We start from the raw sequence: 19,326 nt of genomic DNA on the forward strand, positions 1-19,326 counted from the left end.
GCGCGTTGTCAATGCGCGACGGCCGTAGCGATTGAACACATCTGAATCACTTGCCGCCGGGCTGGCGCGGCCAGTCACGATTTCTTGTGCGACCGCGTGTAACGATTTCGCCGTTTGCCAAGTTTTGACGCATTTTCCGAGCATCAAAGCTTGAAGATGCGCCGCCAATGAGCTTCGGGCTTGACGCGGTTGCGATCCACCCCGGGGCCATGAAGTTCCGCTCCGTGCTCAGGGAAACAGGGTCGTCCATGCTCTTCGGTCTGTCCAGCGCCTTGCGTCGCAGCCCGCCGCGCCCCGCGGCGGTGGTCGAGCCTGTCCGCGAATCCGCCGGCTGGCTGGCGCGCGACGAGGCCATCATGGGCACCGCGATCCGCGTCGAGCTGTGGTGCGACGAGCGCCGCGCCGGCGAGGCCGCGATCGACGCGGTCATGCAGGAGATGCACCGCATCGACTGGGCGATGAGCCCGCACAAGCCGCAGTCGGAGCTCTCGCGCATCAACCGCGACGCGGCCGACGCGCCGGTGCGCCTGTCCGACGAGATGTGGGCCCTGCTGCAGCATGCGATCGCCTTCTCGCGCCTGTCCGGCGGCGCCTTCGACATCACCTACGCCTCGGTCGGCGCGCTGTACGACTACCGCAGCGGCGCGGCGCCGAGCGAGGCGCAGCGCGAGCAGGCGCGCGCGCTGATCGGCTGGCAGCACCTGCACCTGGACGAGCGCACGCGCAGCCTGCGCTTCGGGCGGCGCGGCATGCGCATCGACCTGGGCGGCTTCGCCAAGGGCCACGCGGTGGACAACGGCGTGGCGATCCTGCGCCGCCACGGCATCCGCCACGCGATGGTCTCGGCCGGCGGCGACAGCCACGTGCTGGGCGACCGGCGCGGCCGGCCCTGGACGGTGGCGATCCGCGACCCGCGCGACGCCGCCGGCATCGTGGCCGTGCTGCCGCTCGAGGACGTGGCGATCTCCACCTCGGGCGACTACGAGCGCTACTTCGAGCGCGACGGCGTGCGCCACCACCACCTGATCGACCCGCGCAGCGGCCGCAGCCCGGACCGCGTGCGCAGCGTCACCATCCTGGCCGCCGACGGGCTGACCAGCGAAGGGCTGTCCAAGAGTGTGTTCGTGCTCGGCGTCGAGGACGGATTGCGACTGGTCGAGTCGCAGCCCGGCGTCGATGCCGTGATCGTGGATGCGGCGGGAGCGCTGCACTACTCGTCGGGTCTGCTGGGCGCGCAGGCGCAGCGGCAGTGAGCCGTAACGGTACAGAGGAGGCGAAGATGAAGAACCTGAACCTGAGGATCCGATCGCCGCTGCCCGCGGCGCTCGTCGTGCTGGCGCTGGCGGTGCTCGCCGGCTGCTCGGGCGGCAGCGACTCGGACGGCGTGACCGTCAACGGCGACGTGCCGCTGGCCTACGTGAAGCGCTCGACGGCGCTGTCGATGAACCCGACCGACGGCACGCCCAGCGCGCCGGGCGGCGACCTGATGATCCGCGAGAAGTCCTCGCCGTCGGCCACCGAGCACAACATCACCGCGTCGATCACCCAGGGGCGCGGCGACGCGTCCGACCCCGAGGTGTCGTACGACGGCAAGAAGGTCGTCTTCGCGCTCAAGTGCCCGAGCGACAACACCTCGACGATCGACGGCGCGGCCGCGTGCACGGGGCGCTGGAACATCTGGGAATACGACATGACCACCGGCGGCTTCGCCGGCGGCAAGCTGCGTCGCATCACCAACTCGAACCAGTTCGACGACGTCGACCCGGCCTACCTGCCCGGCGGGGGCTACGTGTTCTCGTCGAACCGCCAGACCAAGACCCGCACCGTGCAGGGCGGCCGCACCATCCTCGCGCTGGACGAGTACGAGCGCGAGGCGGTGATCAACCTGCACACGATGGACGACGACGGCGGCAACATCACGCAGATCTCGTCGAACCAGAGCCACGACCGCAACCCGGTGGTGCGCCCGAACGGCGACATCATGTTCTCGCGCTGGGAACACGTGGGCATGCGCAACCGCTTCGCGATCTTCCGCGTCAAGCCCGACGGCACCGACATGTTCGTGCTGTACGGCGCGCACAGCCCGGGCAACAGCTTCCTGCACCCGCGCGACATGGACCCGAAGGGCAAGTACGCCGGCCAGGTGTCGTCCTCGCTGATGGCGTTGTCGCGCACCCAGGAGGGCGGCTCGCTGATGTTCATCGACGCCAAGAACTTCTCCGAGAACAACACGCCGGCGACCAAGAATCCCGCCGCGGCGGCCGGCCAGGTCGAGGTGACTCCGGAGCCGCTGAGCCAGAACCGCGGGCTGTCGCAGTTCGGCCGCATCACCTCGCCGTTCCCGCTGTGGGACGGCACCGACCGCGTGCTGGTCGCGTACCGGCCCTGCCAGGTCACGCGTGATGGCCAGGTGATCCCCTGCGCCAACCTGACCGACGAGGAACGGGCGCGCCTGGAGGACGGCGAGCGCACCCGCGAGGAAGTCGCCGCCGACCCGGTGCAGGACAACGCGCCGGCCGCCTACGCGATCTACATGTACGACCCGGCCAAGCAGACCTGGCTGAACGTGGCCAGCCCGCCGTCCGGCTTCATGTACACCGACCCGATCGCGCTGCAGAAGCGTGACCGGCCGAACGTGGTCGAGCCCACCAGCGTCGACCCCGCGCTCGCCGCGCAGGACCTCGGCCTGCTCGAGGTGCGCAGCATCTACGACACCGACGGCCTGCAGCGCATGGGCGAAGCGGTGATCGCGCCGGCCGACCTGCCCGCCGGCTGCGACGCCGGCATCGCGACCCGCTCGACCTCGGGCGAGACCGACCCGACCGAGACCCGCGCCCGCATCGCCGACCTGGTGCGCATGAAGACCCCGACCGATGCCGCCTGGCATTGCTCGCCGGCGCGCTTCGTGCGGGCCATCCGTGCCGTCGCGCCGCAGGCCGGCATGAGCGGCATGCGCGAGGCGATCGGCGAGACCGACTTCGAGCCGCAGCAGATCCTCGGCTACGCGCCGATCGAGCCGGACGGTTCGTTCCGCATGAAGGTGCCGGCCGACACGCCGCTCGCGCTGGTGATCACCGACGCGCAGGGCCGCGGCCTGCAGACGCACCTGAACTGGATCCAGGTCCGCCCGGGCGAGCGCCGCACCTGCGACGGCTGCCACAGCCCGCGCCGCGGCGCCTCGATCAACACCGGTGCCACCGCCGATGCGCTGCCGGCCGGCCTGAACCCCGCGCTGGTGGCCCAGCACACGCCGGGCCAGACCATGGCCAACCTGCGCACCAACGACCCGGCCACGCCGGACCTGCTGGACCTCAAGCCCGACATGATCTTCACCGACGTGTGGGCCGACACCAGCCATCCGGGCGTGACGGCGCGTCCGTCGATCGAGATCAAGTACACCGGCAACGCCAACCCGGCGGACGACCTGGCCACCACGGTGCCCACGCGCGGGCTGATCAACTACCCGACGCACATCCAGCCGATCTGGAGCCGCGTGCGCGGCACCAACGGCAGCCAGACCTGCACCACCTGCCACGCCGACACCCAGGCGCTGAGCCTGCAGGGCACCACCGCCGGGACCGGCCGGCTGGTCTCCTACGAGGAACTGGTGCTCGGCGACCCGGTGATCGACGAGGCCACCGGCCTGCCGGTGACGCAGATCCGCGAGGGCGTGCCGGAGATCGTGCGCGGCGCGGCGCTGGTGGAGACCGACGCCGGCAATGCGCAGGGCCTGGCCCGTTCCAGCCGGCTGATCGAGATCCTGTTCGGCCAGACGCTGAAGTCGAGCGCCGAGGCGCGCACCGCGCACCCGACGCCGACGACGGTGGACCACTCGACCATGCTGAACAAGGCCGAGAAGCGGCTCGTCACCGAATGGGTCGACCTGGGCGGGCAGTACTACAACGACCTGAACGCCGACGGCAGCCCGGTGCAGCTGTCCACGCTCAGCGAGGAGGCCTTCGTCGCCAGCGTGCTGCCGATCCTGCAGGCCGACTGCGCGAGCTGCCACCAGCCGGTGGGCAGTTCGGGCGCGGCGCAGACGGCGACGCAGTTCCGCAACAACCGCTTCGTGCTGACCGGCAGCGAGGAGGGCGACTTCAACGTCACCCTGTCGATGATCTCCAACACCTGTGCCCCGGAGAGCAACGCGCTGCTGGCGCGGCCGTCGACGGCGCCGCACCCGGCCGGGGCGGCCAGCGCGCCGGTGCCGCTGCCGGCCAACGGCACGAAGTACAACACCATCCGGACCTGGATCTCCGGCGGATGCCCATGACCCTTCCCCCGCGTCTTTCCCATGCGCGGCAAGCCGCGGCGGCCTCGGCCGCCGCGCTTTTGCTCGCGGCCTGCGGCGGCGGCAGCCCGCTGTCCAACCCGCCCGACATCCAGAACCCGCCGGGCCAGTCGGGGCAGAAGCTCTCGTTCGCCTACTTCCAGCGCTGCATCAACCCGATCCTGCTGGCGCAGCTGACGATCCGCCAGAACGGCCAGGAGTCGATCGCCACCTGCGCCAACAACGGCTGCCACGACAACACCACCGGCACCGGCGGTGCGCTGCGCCTGATCGGCAGTGCGCCGGACATCGCCAACCTGACCGCCGACCTGACGTCCCGCGCCGACGAGATCCGCGCCGCGCCGATCTACGTCAGCTTCTACTCCTCGCAGGCCTCCACCGTGATCGGCGTCCCCACCGAGAGCCGCATGCTCAACAAGCCGATGGTGCGCGGCACGCTGCATGGCGGCGGGCTGATCTTCGAGAGCGCCGACGACCCGAACGCCAAGGTCTTCGAGTACTGGATCAGCCACGCGATGCCGGTCGGGCAGGACGAATTCGGTGCCGCCGCAGCCAACCTCTTCGAGGGGGGCGACGTCGCCAACGGCAACTGCCTGACCCAATGAGCGGCCCGAGACCGAGCCGGGTGTCCGGGCTGCTCGCCGCAGGCGCACTGGCCGTCGGCCTGCTGGCCGCCGCGCCCGTCCGGGCCGAGGACGAGGCCCCGCGCATCGAGCGCGTGCGCATCACCGAGCCCTACATCGAGATGCGCACCGGTCCCGGGCGCGGCTACCCGATCCACCATGTCGCCGCACGCGACGAATGGATCGTGATCCAGCTGCGCTTCACCGACTGGTTCAAGGTGCGCACCGAGAACGGCCGCGAGGGCTGGGTGCAGCGCCGCCAGCTCGAGAGCACGATGACCGAGGCCGGCGTGGCCAAGAGCTTCCGCGACGTGCTGCTGGACGACTACCTGCGCCGCAAGGTCGAGCTCGGCGCGGGCTGGGGCAGGTTCGAGTCCGAGCCGATGCTCAAGGTCTGGCTGGGCTACCGCTTCGCCGACACGCTGGGCGCGGAGCTGACCGTCGGCCAGGTGCAGGGCAAGTTCTCCGGCTCGGACTTCTGGCACCTGAACCTGCAGGCCGAGCCCTGGTCGGACCAGCGCATCTCGCCGTTCTTCGCGATCGGCTTCGGCAAGTTCAAGAACATCCCGAACGCCAGCCTGGTGGACGCGACGCCGACCGATGCAAAGCTCGCCAATGCGTCCCTCGGCGTGCGCTATTACCTCACCGAGCGCTTCATGCTGAGGGCAGACTACTCGATCTATACCGCGTTCGTCTCCGACACGCGCTCGACGGAATACCGCGCCATCGCGGCCGGACTGTCCTTCTTCTTCTGACGCCATGCGACAACAACAATCACGCACTGTCCTGGCCGCCGCGCTGCTCGCGCTGGCGGGTCCGGCCGTCCTGGCCCAGACGGCGCCGCAGCAGCCGGCCAACGAGCAGGTGATCCAGCCGGAGGTCGAGCGGCGGGAACTGCGCCTGCCCAAGTTCCCGTCCAAGGACTTCGAGGTCGGCCTCTACGGGGGCCTGTACGCGACCGAGAACTTCGGCTCCAGCGCGGTGGGCGGGCTGCGCCTGGGCTACCACATCACCGAGGACTTCTTCGTGCAGGGCACCTACGGGCGCACCAAGATCAGCGACGAGGCCTTCCGCAACATCTTCCCGGACAGCGGCCCGCTGCCCAGCCGCAACGAGCCGCTGACCTACTACAACCTGTCGGCCGGCTGGAACGTGCTGCCGGGCGAGGTGTTCGTCGGCCGCAACCGTGCCTTCGCCTCGCAGGTCTACCTGATGGCCGGCGTCGGCAGCACCAAGTTCAACACCGGGCGCGGCGACCTGAAGCGCCAGACCATCAACGTCGGCCTGGGCATGCGGGTCATGTTCCACGACCGCTTCGGTGTGCAGGTCGACCTGCGCGACCACATCCTCAACCTCGACATCCTCGGCGACGACGCCCGCCGCAACCACCTCGAGCTGACCACGGGCGTCTCCTTCTTCTTCTGAACCATCCAGGGATCCACCACATGACGACGACGGGCCTGTCACGCGTTCGCCGCCTCCTTGCCTTCCTCGCGCTGGCCTGCGGCGCCAACCTCGCCGCCACCGCGGCCCTGCCGAGCAGCCAGGCGCCGGACTTCACGCTGCGCACCGCCGACGGCCGCCACCTGCGCCTGCAGGAGATGCGCGGCCAGGTCGTGATGGTCAACTTCTGGGCCACCTGGTGCGGGCCGTGCAAGGTGGAGATGCCGCACCTGAACGCGCTGTACGACAAGTACAAGTCGGCCGGCTTCACGCTGCTGGGCGTCAACGTCGACGAGGATCAGCGCGCCGCGATCGGCCTGGCCCAGCGCATGGGACTGCACTTCCCGGTGCTGCTGGATGCCGACAAGAAGGTCAGCCGCCAGTACGACCTGAGCACCATGCCCTCGACCGTGCTGATCGACCGCGACGGCAAGGTGCGCTACGTGCACCGCGGCTACCGCGACGGCTACGAGCGCACCTACGACCAGCAGATCCGCGACCTGCTGAAGGAATGACCGTGCTTCGACCCGTTGCCACCGTTGCCCTGTCCGCTGCCGCGGCGCTGCTGGCCGGCTGTGCCGCGCCGCAGCCCTGGGTCAAGCCCTACGAGCGCGAGCGGCTGGCCGACCCCGTCATGAAGTTCTCGCGCGCTGCGCTGCCCGACAAGCACCGCGAGCACGTGTTCGTGGTGCGCGAGGGTTCGCGCGGCGCCACCGGCACGCAGGGAGGCGGCTGTGGCTGCAACTAGCCGCCCCTGGTGGCAGCGCCTGCTGGGCCTGCTGGGCAGCCTGCTGGCGACGCACGGCGCCAAGGCCGTCGACCTGCCGGAAGACCGCGGCGAGGCGCTCTACCACGTCTACACCGGCGGCGGCGTGACCGCGCATGGCCCGGCGCTGCTGGTGCGCAAGAGCATGGCCGACCGCGTCTCGCTGTCGGCCGGCTACTACGTCGACGCGGTCAGCAACGCCTCGATCGACGTGGTCACCACGGCCAGCAAGTTCAGCGAGACGCGCCAGGCCTTCGACCTCGGCGTGGACTACGTGGTGCGCGACTCGACCATCTCGCTGTCCACCTACCAGAGCAAGGAGCCCGACTACAAGGCGCGCTCGGTGAGCCTGGACGTGACGCAGGAGGTGTTCGGCAACATGACGACGGTCGCGCTCGGCTTCACGCGCGGCTCCGACGACGTGGGGCAGAAGGGCGTGGGCTTCTTCGACACCGCGCGCCACTGGCAGTACCGCTTCGGCCTGACGCAGATCCTCAGCCCGACCTGGCTGGCCAGCGCCAACCTCGAGGTGGTCTCCGACGACGGCTACCTCGGCAATCCGTACCGCGCGGCACGCGTGTTCGGCGCCACGGTGCCGGAGCGCCACCCGCGCACGCGCTCGAGCCGGGCGATCAAGCTGCGCTCGCTCAAGGAGATCGGCGAGCGGCAGTCGCTGCGCGGCGAATACCGCTACTTCTGGGACAACTGGGCCATCAAGGCGCACACGCTGGAAGCCGGCTACGCACGCTATTTCGGCGACAAGTGGCTGGCCGAGGGCTTCGGGCGCTACTACAAGCAGAGCAAGGCCAACTTCTACAGCGACAACGCGCAGAGCGAGACCACCTACGTGTCGCGCAACCGCCAGCTCGGCACCTTCGACAGCATCGGCCTGGGGGCCAAGCTCACCTACTCGGCCGGCCGCTACAAGGGCGAGTACGACATCAAGGTGAACGGCGCGCTGGAGGCCTACCGCTTCAACTACAAGGACTTCACCGACGTCCGGGACGGCAGCAAGTACTCCTTCATCGGCTCGCTGTTCCAGGTCTACGTGACCGCCACCTACTGAGGTTCACGATGTTCCGCACATGGCTTACCCGTGCGACGGCGGCGCTGGCGCTGGCCGCCGCGCTCGTCCCCGTCGCGGCGCAGACCGCCGCGCCGGCCGCGACTGCGCCGGCCGCGTCTGCCGCGGCTGCGGCCCCTGCCGCGGCCGCCTCCGCCGCCACCCTCGACGGCCGCATCCAGGACGTCAAGGGCGACGTGATCCGCCTGAATCGCGACCTGCTGGTGCTCGAGGAGGAACTGCTGTTCCCGGCCAACACCCAGGTGGCGCTGTTCGTCTCGATGGACGTGGGCAAGCTGTTCCAGCTCGAGTCGGTGCAGATCAAGCTGGACGACAAGCTGATCACCAACTACCTCTACACCCCGCTGGAGGTGCAGGCGCTGCACCGCGGCGGCGTGCAGCGCGTGCACGTGGGCAACCTGCGCACCGGCACGCACGAGATCGTGGCCTTCTTCACCGGCCAGGGTCCGCACGAGCGCGACTACAAGCGCGGCGCGACGGTTCGGTTCGACAAGGGCACCGAGCCGAAGTACATCGAACTGCGCATCAAGGATTCCACCGGCAAGCTGCAGCCGGAGTTCGACGTCAAGGTCTGGTAGTGGGTCGTCTCGTAAGTCGTCGTTCCCGTCGCTCGAGCTGGCGGCGCGCCGCGGGCGCGCTCGCGCTGGCCTGCGCCTGCGCGGCCGCGCAGGCGGCCGAGGCCCCGAAGAAGCCCGGCCCGGTGCAGGCCCCGCACTACGGCGACACGCTGTTCCACTTCTTCCAGGACAAGTACTTCACCGCCATCACCACGCTGATGGCCTCGCAGGAGTTCGGCCGCATCGCGCCGCACGACGACGAGGCCGAGATCCTGCGCGGCGGCATGCTGCTGTCCTACGGCCTGCACCGCGAGGCCGGCGAGATCTTCGCCCAGCTGATCGAGCGCGGCGCCTCGCCCGCGACGCAGGATCGCGCCTGGTACTACCTGGCCAAGATCCGCTACCAGCGCGGGCTGGTCGATTCGGCCGAGCAGGCCGTGACGAAGATCGGCAAGAACCTGCCGCCCGCGCTCGAGGAGGAGCGCGTGCTGCTGCACGCCAACCTGCTGATGGCCAAGGGCGACTACGCCGGCGCCGCGGAGATCCTCGGCACGCTGCCGGCCAAGAGCAACGCCAGCCTGTACGCGCGCTTCAACCTGGGCGTGGCGCTGGTGCGCGGCGGCGAGGGCGAGCGCGGCGAGAAGCTGCTCGACGAGGTGGGTCAGGCCAAGGAATTGCCCGGCGAGGAGCTGCGCAGCCTGCGCGACAAGGCCAACGTCGCGCTCGGCTACAGCGCGCTGCAGTCGAGCCGGCCCGAGGCGGCGCGCCTGGCGCTCGAGCGCGTGCGCCTGGCGAGCCTGCATTCGAACAAGGCGCTGCTCGGCTTCGGCTGGGCCGCCGCCGAGCTGAAGGAGCCGCGCAAGGCGCTGGTGCCCTGGACGGAGCTGGTGCAGCGCGACATCAGCGATTCCGCGGTGCTCGAGGCCCACATCGCCGTGCCCTACGCGTACGCGGAACTGGGCGCCTTCGGCCAGGCGCTGGAGCGCTACGAGCAGGCCATCGCCACCTTCGACCAGGAGGCGAAGAACCTGGACGAGTCGATCGCCGCGATCCGCTCCGGCACGCTGGTCAACGGCCTGCTCGAGCGCAACCCGGGTGAGCAGATGGGCTGGTTCTGGGCCATCGACGCGCTGCCGGAGATGCCGCATGCCAGTCACCTGGCGCAGGTGCTCGCGCAGCACGAGTTCCAGGAGGCCTTCAAGAACTTCCGCGACCTGCGCTTCCTGGCCGACAACCTGAAGGGCTGGCAGGAGAACCTGGTCGCCTTCGAAGACATGCTGGCGAACCGCCGGCAGGCCTACGCGGAGCGGCTGCCCAAGGTGCGCGAGCGCACCAGCAAGGCCGACATCGCCGCGCTGGCCGCGCGCAGCGATGCCGTTACCGCCGAGGTGCAGGCCGCCGAGTCGGCGGCCGACGGCGTGGCCTTCGCCGACGAGCGACAGCAGGCGCTGATGGCGCGCATCGAGGAGGTGCGCGCCAACCTGCAGGCGCTCGGCGCCGATGCCGAGCCGGCCGCGCGCGAGCGCGCCCGCCTGGCCGGCGGCGCGCTGATCTGGCAGCTGGCGCAGGAGTACCCGGCGCGGCTGTGGGAGGCGAAGAAAGGCTTGCAGACGATCGATGCCGGCCTGGCCGATGCGCAGCGGCTCGACGCGGCGCTGGAGCAGGCGCAGCGCGACGAGCCGGCGCGCTTCGAGCGCTTCGCCGAGCGCATCAAGACGCTCGGCGGCCGCATCCAGGGCCTGGTGCCGCGCGTGGCCGCGCTGTCGAACGAGCAGCAGGGCCAGGTGCAGGAACTGGCGGTGGCCGAACTCGAGCGCCAGAAGGAGCGCCTGGCGGTGTACGCCACGCAGGCACGTTTTGCCGTGGCGCAGCTCTACGACCGCGCGACCGCGCAGCGAAAGGACGACCGTGCGCCGTCCCAGTAAGCCCCGGCTGCTGCCGCTCGCGCTGGCCGCGATGACGCTCGGCCTGCTGGCCGGCTGCGGCAGCAAGAAGCTGGCGAAGCCCGACAACGAGCCCACGCTCAAGACCCTGGCCGGCCGCGAACTGCCGGTCCAGGCCGACGGCGGCATCGAGGTGACGCCGGAGAAGTCGATCGCGGCCTACCGCAAGTTCCTCGAGGTGGCGCCCAAGGCGCCGCAGCGTGCCGAGGCGATGCGCCGCATCGGCGACCTGGAGATGGACATCGCCGACGACCGCCTCGCCGCCGGCCAGGCCGGCCCGAGCGGCGCGGCCGACTACCGCGCCGCGATCGCGCGCTACCAGGAGTACCTGAAGACCTACCCGAACGACCCGGGCAACGACCGCGTGCTCTACCAGCTCGCGCGCGCCCAGGAGCAGAACGGCGAGCTCGAGGTGTCGCTGAAGACGCTCGACCGGCTGGTGGCCGCGCACCCGAACACCGCCTTCCGCGACGAGGCCGAGTTCCGCCGCGGCGAGCTGCTGTTCAGCACGCGCGAGTACGCCAAGGCCGAGCAGGCCTATGCCACCGTGCTGGCCGGCGGCGACGCCAACCCGTTCCGCGAGCGCGCGCTCTACATGCAGGGCTGGTCGCAGTTCAAGCAATCGCGCCTGGAGGAATCGCTGCGCTCGTTCTTCGGCGTGCTCGACCTCAAGGTCGCCGGCCGCGCCGGCGAGGGCGGGCTCGACGCGCTCGAAGGCCTGTCGCGCGCCGACCGCGAACTGGTGGAGGACACCTTCCGTGTCACCAGCCTGGCGCTGAACAACCTGCAGGGGGCCGAGAGCATCCCGCCCTACATCACGAGCGAGGAGCGGCGCAGCTACGAGTACCTCGTGTACGAGCAGCTCGGCGAGCTCTACCTGAAGCAGGAGCGTGTGAAGGATGCGGCCGACACGTGGAGCGCCTTCGCGCGCCGCCAGCCGCTGCATGCGCAGGCGCCGCAGCTGCAGGCGCGCGTGATCGAGATCTACCAGCGCAACGGCTTCGCCACCCTGGCGCTGGATGCGAAGAAGGACTACGTCTCGCGCTACGGCATCGACTCCGAGTTCCGGCGCGCCAACCCGGCCGGCTGGGAGAAGGCCCAGCCGCTGGTCAAGACGCACCTGACCGAGCTCGCGCGGCACTACCACGCGAGCGCGCAGAAGAGCAAGGCGAGCAGCGACTACCAGGAGGCGGTGCGCTGGTACCGCGCCTACATCGCCTCGTTCCCGGACGATCCGGAAACGGCGCAGAACAACTTCCTGCTCGCCGAGCTGCTGTACGAAGACAAGCGCCTTGCCGAGGCGGCAGTGGAGTACGAGAAGGTGGCCTACGGCTACCCGAACCACGCCAAGGCGGCCGATGCCGGCTACTCCGCGCTGCTCGCCTATGCCGGCCAGGAGAAGGCCGCCGCGCCGGCCGAACTGCCGGCGCTGCAGAAGCAGGCGGTGGAGAGCTCCTTGCGCTTTGCCCAGGCCTTCCCGAGCGACCCGCGCACCGGCGCCGTGCTGACCAACACCGCCGAGAAGCTGTTCGCGCTGAAGGACGGCGAGCGCGCCAGCCAGGTCGCGCAGCAGGTGCTCGATCTGCAGCCGGCGGCCAAGCCCGAGCAGCGCCGCGTCGCCTGGACCGTGATCGCGCACACCGCCTTCGACAAGGGCGACTTCCTGCGTGCCGAGAAGGGCTACGGCGAGGTGCTGGCGCTGGTGCCCGAGAAGGATCCGGCCCGCAACGAGCTGACCGAGCGGCTCGCCGCCTCGGTCTACAAGCAGGGCGAGCAGGCGCGTGCGGCCGGCGACGGCAAGGCCGCGGTCGAGGCCTTCTCGCGCGTGGCGGTGGTGGCCCCGGGCTCGAGCATCCGTGCCAACGCGCAGTACGACGCGGCGGCCGCGCAGATCGCGCTGAAGGACTGGGACGGCGCGGCACGCACGCTCGAGGACTTCCGCCAGCGCTACCCGAACCACCCGCTGGCCGGCGAGGTGGGCGGCAAGCTGGCGGTGGCCTACCTCGAGAAGCAGCAATGGGACAAGGCGGCCGGCGAGTTCGAGCGCCTGGCCAGCACGAGCAAGGATCCGCAGGTGGCGCGCAACGCGCTGTGGCAATCCGCCGAGCTGTACGAGAAGGGCAATGCCAGGCCGCTCGCCGCGAAGAGCTGGGAGCGCTACGTCAAGCAGTACCCGCAGCCGCTCGAGCCGGCGGTGGAGGCGCGCGCCAAGCTGCTCGCGCTCGCCAAGGCCGAGGGCAACAAGGCGCGCGAACTGGCGCTGACCAGGGAGATCTACGAAGCCGACCGCAGCGGCGGCGCCGCGCGCACGCCGCGCACGAAGATGCACGGCGGCCTGGCCGCGCTGGCGCTCACCGAGCCGACGCTCGAGGCCTACCGCAAGGTGCCGCTGGTCGAACCGCTCGCGAGGCAGCTGAAGCTGAAGAAGGCCAAGATGGAAGAGGTGCTGAAGGCCTACGGCGTGGCGGCCGACTACGGCGTGGCCGAGGTCACCACCGCAGCCACCTTCCGCACCGCCAACCTGTACCAGGACTTCGGCCAGGCGCTGATGAACTCGCAGCGCCCGAAGAAGCTCTCCAAGGCGGAACTCGAGCAGTACAACGTGATGCTCGAGGAGCAGGCCTTCCCGTTCGAGGAGAAGGCGATCGAGCTGCACGAGGTCAACGCGCGCCGCACCACGGCGGGCGTGTACGACGAGTGGGTCAAGGGCAGCTTCGCCGCGCTGGCCAAGCTGCGGCCGGCGCGTTACGGCAAGGCCGAGCGCAGCGAGGGGGTCGTCGATGCGATCCGCTGAACGACTGCTCGCGACCGCCGCGCTGCTCCTCGCGGGCGGCTGCTCGACGCTGTCGAACACCGTGCAGGCGGTCAAGGACACGGTGGTCACCCCGGTGGCCCAGGCGCTGACGCCGGCCCCCGCCGCCTCGGCACCGGCGGCGCCCGCCGCGGCCGCGGCTGCCGCCTCGGCGCCGGCGAAGCCGGCCGAACCGGCGGTGGTGCTGCCCCCGCTCGACCCGGCCGTGCAACGCGCCTACGACAACGCCGTGCGTGCGCTGCGCGCCGGCCGCGCCGACGAGGCCGAGAAGGGCTTCAAGGCGCTGGCCCAGGTGCACCCGGAACTCGGCGGCCCGCACGCCAACCTGGGCCTGCTGTACCGCCAGGCCGGCAAGACCACCGAGTCGGTGGCCGCGCTCGAGAAGGCCGTGGCGGCCAGCCCGCAGCAGGCGCAGTTCCACCACCAGCTCGGCCTGAGCTACCGCGCGGCCGGCCAGTTCCAGAAGGCGAAGGCCGCCTACGAGCGCGCGCTCGAGCTCGAGCCGGACTACGCCGCCGCCGTGCTCAACCTCGGCATCCTGAACGACCTCTACCTCAACGAGCCGGCGCGTGCGCTGGAGCTGTACGAGCGCTACCAGGCGCTGACCGGCGGGCGCGACCAGGCGGTGGCCAAGTGGGCCATCGAGGTGAAGAACCGCAAGGACAAGCTGGCCACGAAGAAGGAGCCCTCATGACGCGCATTGCACTCACCGGCCTCGCGCTGGCGCTCGCCGCGCCGCTCGCCTTCGCGCAGGACAAGGCCGACATCGACCGCACCCAGATCATCGGCAACCGCGAGCTGCCCAAGGTGCTGTACATCGTGCCGTGGAAGAAGCCGCTGCCCGGCGACCTGGCCGGCCGCCCGGTGGCCAGCGTGCTCGACGAGGCGCTCGCGCCGGTCGACCGCGACGTCTTCCGCCGCCAGGTGCAGTACGACGCCCAGATCCAGTCCAAGAGCGCGGCGGCGGCCCCACCGGCCGCCCGCTGAACGCCGCTAGCAGAACCCATCGCCTCGTCCTTCAAGGAGTCCGTCCATGTCCATCGTCGATTTCGCCGTCAAGTTCTTCCAGGACAGCGGCGTTGCCATCTACTTCTCCATCGCCATCATGGCCGTCGGCCTGGCCATCGCCATCGAGCGCTTCGTCTTCCTGAACCGCGCGCGGGCGCAGAACCGCCAGCTCTGGGCGCAGGTGCTGCCGATGCTGCAGAACGGCCGCTTCAAGGAGGTGATGGGCCTGGCCGCCAAGTCCGACGCCGCGATCGGCAAGATCGTCACGCACGGCCTGGAGCGCATGCAGAGCCCGGCGCGCCGCGAGGACATCGACAACGCGATGGAGGAGGGCATGATGGAGATCGTGCCGCGCCTGGAGAAGCGCACCCACTACATCGCCACGCTGGCCAACGTGATCACGCTGGTCGGCCTGCTGGGCACCATCATCGGCCTGATCAAGGGCTTCACCGCGGTGGCCGCGGTCAACCCGGCCGAGAAGGCCGAGATGCTGTCGGCCTCGATCTCGATCGCGATGAACAACACCGCGTTCGCCCTCTCGGTGGCGATCCCGTTCCTGCTGATCCACGCCTTCCTGCAGGCGCGCACCAGCGAGATCGTCGACGGCCTGGAAGCCGCCAAGATCAGCTTCCTGAACCTGGTGCAGCGCCTGAAGGCCGAGTCGGCCCCGGCGCGCTGATCCGACGCCGAGCCGATCATGCGAGTCAGACGACTGCGCAAGCGCACGGCCGAGCTCGAGGTCACGGCGTTCATCAACGTGATCGTCGTGCTGGTGCCGTTCCTGCTGTCGACCGCGGTGTTCACGCGGCTGTCGGTGGTGGAGCTGTCGCTGCCGGCGCAATCCGCCGGCGTCGAGCAGCTCAAGGTCGACGACCTGAAGCTCGAGGTCGTGATCCGCCCCGACGCGCTGGACGTCGGCGACCGCATCGGCGGGCTGATCCAGCGCATCCCCGCCAAGAGCGCGACCGAGCACGACCTGGGCACGCTGTCGACGCTGATGCAGGCGATCAAGACCAAGTTCCCGGACACCACCACGGCGACCGTGCTGGCCCAGCCCGACACGCCCTACGAGATGCTCGTGCAGGTGATGGACGCGGTGCGCGAGACGCTGCCGCCGCCGCACGTCAAGGGCCAGCCGGCGCCGCCCGAGGTGGCGCGCTCGGTGCTGTTCCCCGACATCTCGATCGGCGACGCGCCGATCAGCGTCGCGGCGAAGAAGTAGGGGAGGCCATGAAACTCACCCCGATCCAGAAGCGCGCCGAACGCCATGCGCGCAATCAGCACGGCCTGGACATGAACCTGGTCGCGCTGATCGACATCTTCACGATCCTGATCTTCTTCCTGATGTCCTCCACCGGCATCGAGGTGCTGACCACCGCGCGCGCCGTCAAGCTGCCCGAGTCGACGGCGCAGAAGGACCCGAAGGAGACCATCGTGATCACGGTCAGCAGCACCGAGATCGTGGTCGACGGGCGCAAGGTGGCCAACGTCGCCGAGGCGATGGCCTCCACCGACGACCTGATCGCGCCGCTGAAGGCCGAGCTCGACGTGCTGTCCTCGCGCCAGGTGATCCGCAAGGAGAACGAGGCGCAGAACAAGCAGGTCACGATCATGGGCGACAAGGGCATCCCCTACACGCTGCTGCGCAAGGTGATGTACACGGCCGCGCGGGCCAACTACAGCGACGTTGCCTTCGCGGTGACGAAAAAAGCCACATGAGCGGCGCCGCGATCACCTTCCGCCCGCAGGTGCTGCCCTGGGCGCTCGTGCTCGAGGACGAGGCACGCTTCAAGCGCATCCTGCGCATCGTGCTGGGCATCTGCGCGCTGCTCTGCATCGTGCTGCTGCTGCTGCCACGGCCGGTGGAGAACCGCGCCGCGCCGCCCGAGCTGCCGCCGCGGCTGGCCAAGCTGGTGCTCGAGCGCGAGCCCGTGCCCGCGCCCAAGCCGCCGCCGCCCAAGCCGGAGCAACTCGCCAAGGCGGCCGAGAACGCGCCGCCCAAGCCCGAGGCCGCGCGGCCCGAGCCGAAGCGGCCCGAGCCGCCCAAGGCCTCGGCCGTGCCCGAGGCGCGCAACCCCGTGAAGGGCAAGCCGCCCGGCGAGAACCTGGAGGCCGCCAAGCGCAAGGCCGCCGGCGTGGGCCTGATGGCGATGAAGCAGGAGCTGGCGCAGCTCGCGCTCGCGCCGACAGCCGTGCAGCTGAACAAGGACATCAAGCCGGGGCCGGGCATCGGCGCGGGCACGGGGGTCGGCGTCGGCGCAGGCACCGACCCGGGCATCCCGACACGCGCGCTGATCACCTCCAACGCCACCAACGGCAGCGGCGGCATCAACACCGCCGGCTACAGCCGCAACACCGGCGGCGGCGGCCTGGCGGGCCGCGGCACGACGCTGGTGGAAGGCACGATCGGCGGCGGCGGCGGCGGCGGCCCGGGCGGTGGCCTGGGCGTCGGCGGCAAGGGCGACGGCTCGGGCAACGGTTCGGGCGTGGGCGGCGGCGGTGCCGGCGGCAAGCTGACCAAGGGCGGCAGCGGCAAGGCCTCGCGCTCGCTGGAGGACATCAAGCTCGTCTTCGAGCGCAACAAGGGCGCGATCTACGCCATCTACAACCGCGCGCTGCGCGACGATCCGTCGCTGCAGGGCAAGGTGGTGGTGAAGCTGACCATCGCGCCGGCCGGCCACGTGGTGGACGTGAAGGTCGAGTCCAGCGAACTGCACGCCAGCGAGCTGGAGCAGAAGCTGCTGGCGCGCATCCGCAGCTTCGACTTCGGTGCCAAGGACGTCGACCAGATGGTGGTGACCTGGCCGGTCGACTTCCTGCCCTCGTAAACCCGGCATAAAGACTGCATGGGCGGGTGACGACAACCAAATTCGTCACCCGCACGTTTCAGTCCTCATGTGCCAGTTGTTTGCGCTGAACAGCCTCGCCCCGGCGGCGGTCACGTTCGCGTTCACCGGCTTCTCGGCCCGCGGCGGCGCCACCGGGGAGCATGCCGACGGTTTCGGCCTCGCCTTCCACGACGGCCAGGCCTGCCGGCGCTTCGTCGACCCGGCGCCGGCCTGCGATTCGGTGCTCGCCCAGTTCCTGCGCACCCACCCGATCCACGCGCGCACCGTGCTCGCGCACATCCGCAAGGCCACGCAGGGCCCGGTGCAGCTGGCCAACTGCCACCCCTTCGTGCGCGAGTGGCAGGGTCGCGAATGGTCGTTCGCGCACAACGGCGACCTGAAGGACTTCCACCCCCGCCTGGATGGCAGCTACCGCCCGGTCGGCCAGACCGACAGCGAGCGCGCCTTCTGCTGGATGCTGCAGAGGCTGCGCCGCCGCTTCCGCCGCGCGCTGCCCGACTGGACCCGGCTCGCGCCGGCGATCGCCGAGCTGGCCGAGGCGATCGCGCCGCACGGCAGGTTCAATTTCCTGCTGTCCGACGGCCGGGCGCTGTATGCCTACGGGGCGACGCGGCTGTACTGGCTGCAGCGCCGCCACCCGTTCGGCACCGCGCACCTGGTCGACCACGACCTGACGCTCGACCTGGCCACCACCAACGGCCCGGACGACCGCATGGTGCTGGTGGCCACCGAGCCGCTGACGCGCAACGAGGCCTGGCAGCCGTTTGCGCCCGGCGAGCTGCGCGTGTTCGTGGACGGCGAGGAGGCCTGGCGCCACGTGCCCGCCGCGGCGACGGACCGGCTGCGTCCCGGCTTGGTGATGCAGCCGGCCTGAGCCGGCCCGCCTGCGCTCAGACGCAGGTGACCGTCACCAGGTGGGTGTGCCCGAGCGTGTTCGACGAGGTCACGCTCACCGGCCGCCCAAACTTCAGTTCGCCCAACTGGTCGACCGTGAGGATAACCGTATGGTTGTGCCCGGCGCTGCCTTCGATGTTGTAGGACTTCGGAGTCGTCGAATTGAGGTCCGCCACGGCGACGGTGAGCGTGTGGCCGTGATTGCCGACGATCTCCGTGGCACTGCAACTGGTCAGGACGGGCGGCAGCCCGCCGTTGCCGTTGCCGGCATCGTCACCCCCGCCGCCGCAGCCCTGCAGCCACAGCAGCACCATGCCGCCGGCGCCGGCGGCGAGGAATTGTTTGCGTTTCATCGCACCGATTACACCATCAGGAGGCCAGCAACTCGCGCTGGAAATCGACCACGTCGCCCTCGGCGACGCTGTCTTTGACAGCCTGCCACTTCGCCGGGTCGGCGTCGATGACATCGATCAGCTGGCGCGGCACCTTCAGTGCCGGCAGGGCCTCGCCCTCGCTGCCGCCGCCCAGCCAGGCGAGCACCGGGTCGCCGCCCTCGGCCGCGATCAGCCGCAGCTCGAGCCGCCCGGGCAGCGGCGATTCGCCCTGCGTGCGCATCACCGCCAGCTTGGCCGCCTCGAGGGTGCGGTCGTCGATGCCGGCGTCGCGGGCCAGCAGCTTCTCCACCAGTGCCGGCCAGCCGAACACCGTGCGCACGTCGAGCTTCTCGCCCAGCGCACGCGCCTCGCGCGGCGCGTTGACGCCCAGGCTGTGGTCGAAGGTCTCGCGTGTCCTGGCGGCGCAGGCCTGCCACTCGTGGCGGCGCGAGGCCGGCCAGACGCCGATGTACTGGCCGCGCTTCTGGTCCAGGTAGGTGAACTCGGGCTCGCAGCGGAACGTCGTGCCGCAGCCCGGGCACTGCTGCAGCTGGAAGCTGCCGTCCAGGATCGCGTCGCGCAGGTCGGGGCGCCGGTCGGCGTTGACGCTGTGCACCAGTTCGTAGTCCACCGGCGCGCCGCAGCTCGGGCAGGCCAGGGTGTGGGTGCGGAAGATCGACAT

20 protein-coding genes are annotated in these 19,326 nt (G+C 70.4%); 18 read left to right on the forward strand and 2 right to left on the reverse strand.

Translation table 11 applies throughout. The features are described from left to right. The first annotated feature begins 248 nt into the window (after nt 1–248). The 18 genes from D9C15_RS09550 (at nt 249) to D9C15_RS09635 (ending at nt 18,250) form a co-directional block, all read left to right on the forward strand. Complete coding sequence (locus tag D9C15_RS09550) at nt 249–1,253, forward strand: FAD:protein FMN transferase (RefSeq protein ID WP_127997225.1); 1,005 nt, start codon at nt 249–251, stop codon at nt 1,251–1,253. A 26-nt stretch (nt 1,254–1,279) separates the two neighbouring features. After that, entirely contained in the window at nt 1,280–4,273 is a 2,994-nt protein-coding gene (locus tag D9C15_RS09555; protein WP_127997226.1) for an HzsA-related protein, read from the forward strand. Continuing rightward, nucleotides 4,270–4,896 (forward strand): hypothetical protein, encoded by a 627-nt coding sequence (locus D9C15_RS09560; protein WP_127997227.1) that lies wholly within the window; start codon nt 4,270–4,272, stop codon nt 4,894–4,896. Before D9C15_RS09555 ends, D9C15_RS09560 begins: the two co-directional genes overlap by 4 nt. Then, nucleotides 4,893–5,669 (forward strand): outer membrane beta-barrel protein, encoded by a 777-nt coding sequence (locus D9C15_RS09565; protein ID WP_127997228.1) that lies wholly within the window; start codon nt 4,893–4,895, stop codon nt 5,667–5,669. The genes D9C15_RS09560 and D9C15_RS09565 overlap by 4 nt, the downstream gene beginning before the upstream one ends. A gap of 4 nt (nt 5,670–5,673) precedes the next feature. After that, nucleotides 5,674–6,339, forward strand: a complete 666-nt coding sequence (locus D9C15_RS09570) for an outer membrane beta-barrel domain-containing protein (protein ID WP_127997229.1) — start codon at nt 5,674–5,676, stop codon at nt 6,337–6,339. Nucleotides 6,340–6,359: 20 nt separating this feature from the next. Then, nucleotides 6,360–6,872: a peroxiredoxin family protein gene (locus D9C15_RS09575; protein ID WP_127997230.1), complete on the forward strand. Its 513-nt coding sequence runs from the start codon at nt 6,360–6,362 to the stop codon at nt 6,870–6,872. 2 nt (nt 6,873–6,874) lie between these two features. Further along, nucleotides 6,875–7,105 (forward strand): DUF4266 domain-containing protein, encoded by a 231-nt coding sequence (locus tag D9C15_RS09580; RefSeq protein WP_240668352.1) that lies wholly within the window; start codon nt 6,875–6,877, stop codon nt 7,103–7,105. Then, nucleotides 7,092–8,189, forward strand: a complete 1,098-nt coding sequence (locus D9C15_RS09585) for a DUF3570 domain-containing protein (RefSeq protein ID WP_127997232.1) — start codon at nt 7,092–7,094, stop codon at nt 8,187–8,189. The genes D9C15_RS09580 and D9C15_RS09585 overlap by 14 nt, the downstream gene beginning before the upstream one ends. Nucleotides 8,190–8,197: 8 nt before the next feature. Further along, the gene (locus D9C15_RS09590) at nt 8,198–8,785 is read left to right on the forward strand and encodes an AraC family transcriptional regulator (RefSeq protein WP_240668353.1); all 588 of its coding nucleotides are present in this window, start codon (nt 8,198–8,200) and stop codon (nt 8,783–8,785) included. Beyond that, nucleotides 8,785–10,689 carry a tetratricopeptide repeat protein gene (locus D9C15_RS09595; RefSeq protein WP_127997233.1) on the forward strand — a complete coding sequence of 635 codons (1,905 nt, stop codon included), beginning with the start codon at nt 8,785–8,787 and terminating at the stop codon, nt 10,687–10,689. Before D9C15_RS09590 ends, D9C15_RS09595 begins: the two co-directional genes overlap by 1 nt. Next, nucleotides 10,673–13,501, forward strand: a complete 2,829-nt coding sequence (locus D9C15_RS09600; protein ID WP_240668354.1) for a tetratricopeptide repeat protein — start codon at nt 10,673–10,675, stop codon at nt 13,499–13,501. Before D9C15_RS09595 ends, D9C15_RS09600 begins: the two co-directional genes overlap by 17 nt. Beyond that, nucleotides 13,488–14,213, forward strand: a complete 726-nt coding sequence (locus D9C15_RS09605) for a tetratricopeptide repeat protein (protein WP_127997234.1) — start codon at nt 13,488–13,490, stop codon at nt 14,211–14,213. Before D9C15_RS09600 ends, D9C15_RS09605 begins: the two co-directional genes overlap by 14 nt. Continuing rightward, entirely contained in the window at nt 14,210–14,506 is a 297-nt protein-coding gene (locus D9C15_RS09610) for a hypothetical protein (RefSeq protein WP_127997235.1), read from the forward strand. The genes D9C15_RS09605 and D9C15_RS09610 overlap by 4 nt, the downstream gene beginning before the upstream one ends. Before the next feature lie 46 nt (nt 14,507–14,552). Further along, nucleotides 14,553–15,206 carry a MotA/TolQ/ExbB proton channel family protein gene (locus D9C15_RS09615; RefSeq protein ID WP_127997236.1) on the forward strand — a complete coding sequence of 218 codons (654 nt, stop codon included), beginning with the start codon at nt 14,553–14,555 and terminating at the stop codon, nt 15,204–15,206. An 18-nt stretch (nt 15,207–15,224) separates the two neighbouring features. Beyond that, entirely contained in the window at nt 15,225–15,749 is a 525-nt protein-coding gene (locus tag D9C15_RS09620; RefSeq protein WP_127997237.1) for an ExbD/TolR family protein, read from the forward strand. A gap of 8 nt (nt 15,750–15,757) precedes the next feature. Further along, nucleotides 15,758–16,246, forward strand: a complete 489-nt coding sequence (locus D9C15_RS09625; protein WP_127997238.1) for an ExbD/TolR family protein — start codon at nt 15,758–15,760, stop codon at nt 16,244–16,246. Continuing rightward, entirely contained in the window at nt 16,243–17,355 is a 1,113-nt protein-coding gene (locus D9C15_RS09630) for an AgmX/PglI C-terminal domain-containing protein (protein WP_127997239.1), read from the forward strand. Before D9C15_RS09625 ends, D9C15_RS09630 begins: the two co-directional genes overlap by 4 nt. Before the next feature lie 67 nt (nt 17,356–17,422). After that, on the forward strand, nt 17,423–18,250 hold the full coding sequence (locus tag D9C15_RS09635; RefSeq protein WP_127997240.1) for a class II glutamine amidotransferase: 828 nt from the start codon (nt 17,423–17,425) through the stop codon (nt 18,248–18,250). A gap of 16 nt (nt 18,251–18,266) precedes the next feature. Here the strand turns inward: D9C15_RS09635 and D9C15_RS09640 are convergent, their stop codons facing one another. Next, nucleotides 18,267–18,623: a hypothetical protein gene (locus D9C15_RS09640; protein WP_127997241.1), complete on the reverse strand. Its 357-nt coding sequence runs from the start codon at nt 18,621–18,623 to the stop codon at nt 18,267–18,269. A 16-nt stretch (nt 18,624–18,639) separates the two neighbouring features. Continuing rightward, nucleotides 18,640–19,326, reverse strand: a complete 687-nt coding sequence (locus D9C15_RS09645; RefSeq protein WP_127997242.1) for a CpXC domain-containing protein — start codon at nt 19,324–19,326, stop codon at nt 18,640–18,642.

The sequence above is a fragment of the Piscinibacter defluvii genome (genome assembly GCF_004011805.1).
GTDB lineage: Bacteria > Pseudomonadota > Gammaproteobacteria > Burkholderiales > Burkholderiaceae_C > Piscinibacter > Piscinibacter defluvii.

Coding starts and splice junctions, on each gene's coding strand:
- D9C15_RS09640 (WP_127997241.1), bottom strand. CDS start 18,623: ATGAAACGCAAACAATTCCTCGCCGCCGGCGCCGGCGGCATGGTGCTG.
- D9C15_RS09575 (WP_127997230.1), top strand. CDS start 6,360: ATGACGACGACGGGCCTGTCACGCGTTCGCCGCCTCCTTGCCTTCCTC.
- D9C15_RS09605 (WP_127997234.1), top strand. CDS start 13,488: ATGCGATCCGCTGAACGACTGCTCGCGACCGCCGCGCTGCTCCTCGCG.
- D9C15_RS09625 (WP_127997238.1), top strand. CDS start 15,758: ATGAAACTCACCCCGATCCAGAAGCGCGCCGAACGCCATGCGCGCAAT.
- D9C15_RS09615 (WP_127997236.1), top strand. CDS start 14,553: ATGTCCATCGTCGATTTCGCCGTCAAGTTCTTCCAGGACAGCGGCGTT.
- D9C15_RS09635 (WP_127997240.1), top strand. CDS start 17,423: ATGTGCCAGTTGTTTGCGCTGAACAGCCTCGCCCCGGCGGCGGTCACG.
- D9C15_RS09610 (WP_127997235.1), top strand. CDS start 14,210: ATGACGCGCATTGCACTCACCGGCCTCGCGCTGGCGCTCGCCGCGCCG.
- D9C15_RS09590 (WP_240668353.1), top strand. CDS start 8,198: ATGTTCCGCACATGGCTTACCCGTGCGACGGCGGCGCTGGCGCTGGCC.
- D9C15_RS09555 (WP_127997226.1), top strand. CDS start 1,280: ATGAAGAACCTGAACCTGAGGATCCGATCGCCGCTGCCCGCGGCGCTC.
- D9C15_RS09630 (WP_127997239.1), top strand. CDS start 16,243: ATGAGCGGCGCCGCGATCACCTTCCGCCCGCAGGTGCTGCCCTGGGCG.
- D9C15_RS09570 (WP_127997229.1), top strand. CDS start 5,674: ATGCGACAACAACAATCACGCACTGTCCTGGCCGCCGCGCTGCTCGCG.
- D9C15_RS09560 (WP_127997227.1), top strand. CDS start 4,270: ATGACCCTTCCCCCGCGTCTTTCCCATGCGCGGCAAGCCGCGGCGGCC.
- D9C15_RS09620 (WP_127997237.1), top strand. CDS start 15,225: ATGCGAGTCAGACGACTGCGCAAGCGCACGGCCGAGCTCGAGGTCACG.
- D9C15_RS09550 (WP_127997225.1), top strand. CDS start 249: ATGCTCTTCGGTCTGTCCAGCGCCTTGCGTCGCAGCCCGCCGCGCCCC.
- D9C15_RS09565 (WP_127997228.1), top strand. CDS start 4,893: ATGAGCGGCCCGAGACCGAGCCGGGTGTCCGGGCTGCTCGCCGCAGGC.
- D9C15_RS09645 (WP_127997242.1), bottom strand. CDS start 19,326: ATGTCGATCTTCCGCACCCACACCCTGGCCTGCCCGAGCTGCGGCGCG.